6 protein-coding genes are annotated in these 6,090 nt (G+C 47.1%); all 6 read left to right on the top strand.

From position 1 onward, the window contains the following. Positions 1 to 589 precede the first annotated feature (589 nt). The 6 genes from J2T16_RS09210 (at position 590) to J2T16_RS09185 (ending at position 6,021) form a co-directional block, all read left to right on the top strand. Entirely contained in the window at positions 590 to 955 is a 366-nt protein-coding gene (locus tag J2T16_RS09210; protein WP_336122182.1) for an arsenate reductase family protein, read from the top strand. Between the two features lie 200 nt (positions 956 to 1,155). Continuing rightward, entirely contained in the window at positions 1,156 to 2,049 is an 894-nt protein-coding gene (locus tag J2T16_RS09205; protein ID WP_154886884.1) for a 5'-3' exonuclease H3TH domain-containing protein, read from the top strand. After that, positions 2,046 to 3,161 (top strand): phosphodiester glycosidase family protein, encoded by a 1,116-nt coding sequence (locus tag J2T16_RS09200; RefSeq protein WP_499018187.1) that lies wholly within the window; start codon positions 2,046 to 2,048, stop codon positions 3,159 to 3,161. The genes J2T16_RS09205 and J2T16_RS09200 overlap by 4 nt, the downstream gene beginning before the upstream one ends. 27 nt (positions 3,162 to 3,188) lie before the next feature. Continuing rightward, a complete protein-coding gene (locus J2T16_RS09195) occupies positions 3,189 to 3,875 on the top strand; it encodes an MOSC domain-containing protein (protein ID WP_154886880.1) in 687 nt (228 codons plus the stop codon). 77 nt (positions 3,876 to 3,952) lie between these two features. Next, on the top strand, positions 3,953 to 4,840 hold the full coding sequence (locus J2T16_RS09190; RefSeq protein WP_336122184.1) for an ROK family protein: 888 nt from the start codon (positions 3,953 to 3,955) through the stop codon (positions 4,838 to 4,840). A gap of 179 nt (positions 4,841 to 5,019) precedes the next feature. Then, positions 5,020 to 6,021: an HRDC domain-containing protein gene (locus J2T16_RS09185; RefSeq protein ID WP_090919834.1), complete on the top strand. Its 1,002-nt coding sequence runs from the start codon at positions 5,020 to 5,022 to the stop codon at positions 6,019 to 6,021. Positions 6,022 to 6,090: the final 69 nt, after the last annotated feature.

The raw sequence follows: 6,090 nt of genomic DNA, 5'->3' as shown, positions 1-6,090 counted from the left end.
AGTTCAGAGAGCAGCGCAGCTGAACAGCATGCCGAGGGCTAGAGAGGTTTTGAGCTTTTAAGGTATTTGAGCCTTAGAGTTCAGAGAGCAGCGCAGCTGAACAGCATGCCGAAGGCTAGAGAGGTTTTGAGCTTTTAAGGTATTTGAGCCTTACAGTTCAGCGAGTAGCGCAGCTGAACAGCATGCCGAGGGCTAGAGAGGTTTTGAGCTTTTAAGGTATTTGAGCCTTAGAGTTCAGAGAGCAGCGCAGCTGAACAGCATGCCGAAGGCTAGAGAGGTTTTGAGCTTTTAAGGTATTTGAGCCTTACAGTTCAGCGAGTAGCGCAGCTGAACAGCATGCCGAGGGCTAGAGAGGTTTTAGAGCTTTTAAGATTCTTCAGGCTTTAAGGTAGTTAAGCTTGAGTTCGTAAAATCTCTAGCTCTAGAAATGTTGGAATAAATGTTGAAAAATCACGTCGTAATGAGGGGCGATAAGCCCGCATTCGACTAAAAAAATTGCTGAGCGAGGGTATTGGGCTGGAGCGACTTTTGGATTTGCGGAGCAAACCAAGGGAAGCGATAGACCAAAACCCGAGTGGGAGGAACATCCATGACAAAATTGAAAGTATACCAATATGCAAAATGTGGTACGTGCCGTAAGGCTGTGAAATGGTTGGAAGCGAAAAGGCATGAACTGGAGCTAATCCCTATTTTTGATACACCTCCATCGAAAGACGAATTGACAGAGCTTATTCAAAAAAGCGGACTTGAAGTGAAAAAGTTTTTTAACACTAGTGGAGAAGTCTATAAAGAGCAACAGCTGAAAGACAAACTGCCAGGGATGTCCGAGGATGAGCAGATTGCGTTACTGGCTTCCAATGGTCGTCTGATCAAACGTCCGATCGTAACCGATGGAGACAAAGTCACCGTGGGTTTCAAGGAAGATACGTATGAGCAGGAATGGAACAACGCCTAAGACATTCACCAGAGCTAATCCTTGAATTGTTCGCAATTCAGGGCTTTTTTGGTTCAACGAGGTAGTGGCATAATTATGCTCCATGAGGGTTGGCGTAACTATGTTATAATGATAGAATGAGTTTCGATATTTAATATGCTATTGAAGTTGGAATCGATTGTTGTTCCAGCTTTCATAGATCAAGGAGAGAACAAATTCAAGTGAATCAACGTAATGAACCTACTTTGTTACTGGTAGACGGTATGGCAGTGTTGTTCCGGGCATTCTATGCAACATCTGCAAGCGGATATATCAGACGTACAAAGGCAGGGCTTCCGACCAATGCAGTCTATGGGTTTATCCGTTATTTTTGGGATGCGGTTCAGACGTTTGGACCAAGCCATGTCATCTGCTGTTGGGATATGGGGGGCAAGACGTTTCGCGGTCAGGAGTACGCAGCATACAAAGGTAATCGTGCTGAAGCACCAGATGACCTTATTCCTCAGTTTACTCTGATTCGTGAAGTGATGGATAGTCTAAACATTCCGAATATTGGTGCAGAAGGGTATGAGGCTGACGATTGTATCGGAACACTTGCCAAGTATTACACCGAAGAAACCGATATGAATGTGATGGTACTGACCGGAGACCATGATATGTTACAGCTGATTAATGACCGCACAAGTATCATTATTATGAAAAAAGGTCACGGCAACTACATGGTGTATAATCCCGAAACGTTGATGGCTGAGAAACAATTGACACCACGTCAGGTTATTGACATGAAGGGTTTGATGGGAGATGCCAGCGACAATTACCCCGGAGTACGTGGAATTGGTGAAAAAACGGCTTTGAAGCTTGTGCAAGAGTATGGATCGATTGAAGGGATTTTAAGCAATCTGGATCAACTTACCCCTTCGGTACGTAAAAAAATTGAGAGCGATCTCGATATGTTGCATCTGTCTCGCAGGCTGGCAGAGATTCACTGTGCAGTTCCGGTGGCTTGTACGCTGGAAGGCTGTGAATTGCGTCTGGACCCGGATACGGTGATGGACAAGTTTGAACAACTTGAGATGAAGAGCCTAGGTTCTTGGATGGGAGTGGCGATAGGGTGAGCAACGTGACGATGAAAAAAACGAGTAAAAAGTGGTGGACTGGGGCAATGGCCCTCGTCCTCGCACTTCCGGTATTGCTGTCGGGGGCGGTAAGTGCACCGCAGACAGCGGATGCCAAAGCAGCGATTAGCGTCAAAGTACAGAAAGTGAAAGCAGCAGGACGTAGTTTTAGTGTACAGACCGTTTCGATTCCAAAAGGAACACCAGTAACCGTAGGACTTGCTAAGAAACAGGTTGGTCAAACCGCTACATTGCCGTCTATTGTAAAAGCGTACGGCGCACAAGCAGCAATTAACGGAGCTTTTTTTGAAGCATATCATGGAGCACCAGATCCCTACGGGATGTTAATAGCAAATGGTAAAGTTATACATATAGGAAGATATGGCACATCCATCGGTTTTAAGGCAGATGGGTCGGCGATAATGGATTCGCTTCAAGTGAGCTTAACGGGCACGGTCACAGATACGAAAGGAAAATCAAGCGGCTGGTATGCAACATTTGTTAACCGGACACCTTCAGCAGATGCAAGCATCTCGATGCTGTACACCCCAGAACGTGGAGCCAATGTTGGTTTCAAGGGCGGAACGGCAGTGATTATGGAAAAGGGTGTTGTGACCAAAAAAGTACCGAATACAAACGTAGCGATTCCCAAAAACGGTTCTGTTCTTGTCTTCACAGGTCGAGAGAAGCCCACAGCTGACCGATTTACGGTAGGCTCCACCGTAGAGATGAATTACAGATATACGAACGCAGCCGGTCAGGAAATTCCGTGGCAGGAGGTAGTCACAGCTGTGGGGGCTGGCCCGCGTCTGGTGAAGGATGGCAAGGTATCGGTAAATCCGGCAAGTGAGGGGTTCAAAGATCCCAAAATTCTGAATGCATCCGGAGCGAGAAGCGGAATTGCGATTATGGCCGACGGTTCGGTGATGCTTGCTACCGTTTCTGGTGCTACAATAAAAGAATGGGCAGCTGTGATGCAAAAGCTGGGAGCTAAACAGGCGATGAACTTGGATGGCGGTGCATCCTCTGGGATGTATGCAGGTGGCAAAATGCTGACTTCTCCAGGGCGGCTGTTAAGTAATACATTAGTATTTGGTGGTTCTGTTCGATAAAAAGTAATCATGGAGGTATGATGTGGCATGACACCTGTACCCGATTCGATAACAGAAGAGGCAAGCACGGCAGTTCTGGCGATTAATATAGGGCAACCTAAGCCATTGCCTGGCCAGAAAAATGAAGTGTTGAGTGGTATTGTGAAACATCCTGTCTCCGCCCCGGTTTTCCTGTCATTCACTGGAATGACAGGGGATGCTCAAGCGGATCTGGTGCACCACGGTGGTCCAGATAAAGCTGTTTGTGTATACGATCATAGTCGCTATTCTGCGATTGAGCGTCTGATGGAGCGTAAGCTGGAGTGGGGGGCATTCGGAGAGAATCTGACCGTTACAGGATGCGCTGAGGAAGAGGTTCGCATTGGTGATGTATTTGAACTCGGTGATGCGCAGGTGCAAGTCAGTCAGCCGAGACAACCATGTTTCAAGCTGGGGATAAGATATGATTACAAGGAGTTGCCTGTATATTTTCAGGAAAGCGGGCATACCGGTTTTTATTTTCGAGTATTGCAAGAGGGAGAGGTTGGCCCTGCATCACGTTTCAGAAGAGTTCGCACAGATACTTCATACATGACGATTCTTGAAGCTAACCGGATCATGCATCAGGGGAAACAGGATGTGGAAGGGATGCAGGCTCTACTCTCTATTCCTGTGCTCTCGGATAGTTGGAAACAGACATTGCTTAAACGGTTGAACAAGCTTGAGCGTAACTGAGCCCTGCTGAATAGTCCGAACCGCTATATGGATACGGCAGTGTTCCTATTACAAACCAACGTAGGAGTGAGATCAACATGACAGTTTTAGGTGCGATTGAAGCAGGCGGAACCAAATTTGTATGTGGCCTTGGTACAGAACACGGAGAGGTCCTGGAACGAGTTAGTTTCCCTACAACCACGCCGGAAGAAACGATGGCTCAGGTCATCTCTTTTTTTGAGGGCAAAGGTATTGAAGCAATGGGGGTAGGTTCTTTCGGGCCAATTGATCCCATTGAAGGAAGTCCAACCTATGGTTATATTACGACAACACCGAAGCCGCATTGGGGACAGTACAACATGATTGGCAAACTCAAAGAACACTTTGATGTACCGATGACGTTTGACACCGATGTGAATGGAGCAGCTTTGGGTGAAGCCACTTGGGGAGCTGCGCAGGGGCTGGATAGCTGTCTGTATATTACGGTAGGTACAGGCATCGGTGCAGGAGCTGTCGTTGGCGGAAAAATGGTGCACGGACTGTCTCATCCCGAGATGGGCCATATTATCGTGCGGAGACATCCCGAGGATTCATATGCAGGATTTTGCCCATACCATGGAGACTGTCTGGAAGGGCTTGCGGCGGGGCCGGCCCTGAACAAGCGCTGGGAACAACCTGCTTATGAATTGCCAGCAGATCACAAAGCCTGGGAGATTGAAGCGCATTATCTTGCACATGCTCTAATGAATTATGTGCTGATTCTTTCGCCTCAGAAAATAGTGATGGGCGGAGGTGTGATGAAGCAGGAGCACCTATTCCCGATGGTTCGTAGCAAACTACAGGAATTGCTGGCAGGCTATGTGCAGCATCCGTCACTTCATGCTGGAATTGATGCGTATGTTGTTCCACCAGGTCTGGGAGATAATGCTGGCTTGTGTGGTTCGCTGGCACTGGCGAAACTGGCCTTGTCAAATAAACGCATTTAGGGATTGACGAAATTTACCAGTATGGTATGATGTGAGCAACAGCATAGTACGGTTAATGAGGAAGCACCTCTCTTGCAGCGATCTGCGGGAGAGGTGCTTTTTTGTGTTGTCTGGAGACAGAGACAGAGAATACCTTCGTTAATCGAACAGGCTGTATCGTCCAAAGGAGGGAACAAGTAATGGAAGTCATTTTCATGAACAAATTATCCAGAGTGTTTGATCAGCATGAACAGATTGCCCAGTTATGGATTGGCGAGGAGGAGAATACTTGGCACTTGGGATGGAGTCGTTATGAAGCAGGGGATCGGGAAGATACGATCTGGTATGAAGGTCATTCGTGGGAAGAGCTGATGCACATATATCGTCATCAACTTGCCATGCAGATGAGCGAAGGGTATCGTCCATTGATGCATGGGTTGTACAATGAAAATGAGGATCTGAAGCTACGTAGTTATGCAGGCCAGCGTCTGCATTGTTTTAGTGAATTATACGGAAATGAACAATTGTATGAGGATTTATGCACATGGCGCAGGCAAAAAGCGGCTTCGGATCGGAAGGCTCCTTATTTTGTAGCGACGAATCGTTTGTTGCGGCTGATCAGTGCGTTTGTTCCACATACGATGGATGAGCTGATGCAACTGCCGGGCGTTGGTGAGAGCAAAGCAGCAGAATATGGGCTGGAATGGCTTGAAATGATGAGTGGAATCGAACAATCGAGACCTTTTCCGTTAGACTGGGTGTACATCGTATTGCAAGAAGAAGAGTACGAAAGTTGGTTATATAAGCAGAAAGAGCAGAAGTACAAGCAGGAACTGGATAAATTCATTACGCGTAAGCACGTGCTGGAAGGCATGAAAGAGGGACAGACCTTAGAAGAGATCGTGAATCGATCTGGTCTATCACGGCGTGAATTAATCGAACTGCTCGAAACATTGGATCTGGAAGGGTATGACACGGATTCATTGCTGGATGTAGAACTGGCCGTTATGCCTGAGACTGAACAAGAGGCGGTATGGAACGCATATGAGGAGTTAGGAGATACATTTCTGAAGCCTGTGTTACATAAAGTTTACGGAGGAGAGCGCCCTGAAGGAGGGAGCTTGGAGCAAGTGTATGAACGGTTACGGATGATTCGCATCCGTTTTCGGAGACATACTGAAACAGAGCGTAATGTTGGTTAGCTAAAATACGCCGTGAGGCGGTGATATTAAAAAAGACGAAGTCGTCCCTGTGAAGGAGCGCTTCGTCTT

This window comes from Paenibacillus intestini (genome assembly GCF_030803945.1).
In the GTDB taxonomy this organism is placed as follows: domain Bacteria; phylum Bacillota; class Bacilli; order Paenibacillales; family Paenibacillaceae; genus Paenibacillus; species Paenibacillus polysaccharolyticus.
The sequence above is the reverse complement of the archived record's forward strand: the minus strand, read 5'-3'. Positions and strand labels throughout refer to the sequence as shown.

Coding starts and splice junctions, on each gene's coding strand:
- J2T16_RS09210 (WP_336122182.1), top strand. CDS start 590: ATGACAAAATTGAAAGTATACCAATATGCAAAATGTGGTACGTGCCGT.
- J2T16_RS09195 (WP_154886880.1), top strand. CDS start 3,189: ATGACACCTGTACCCGATTCGATAACAGAAGAGGCAAGCACGGCAGTT.
- J2T16_RS09190 (WP_336122184.1), top strand. CDS start 3,953: ATGACAGTTTTAGGTGCGATTGAAGCAGGCGGAACCAAATTTGTATGT.
- J2T16_RS09185 (WP_090919834.1), top strand. CDS start 5,020: ATGGAAGTCATTTTCATGAACAAATTATCCAGAGTGTTTGATCAGCAT.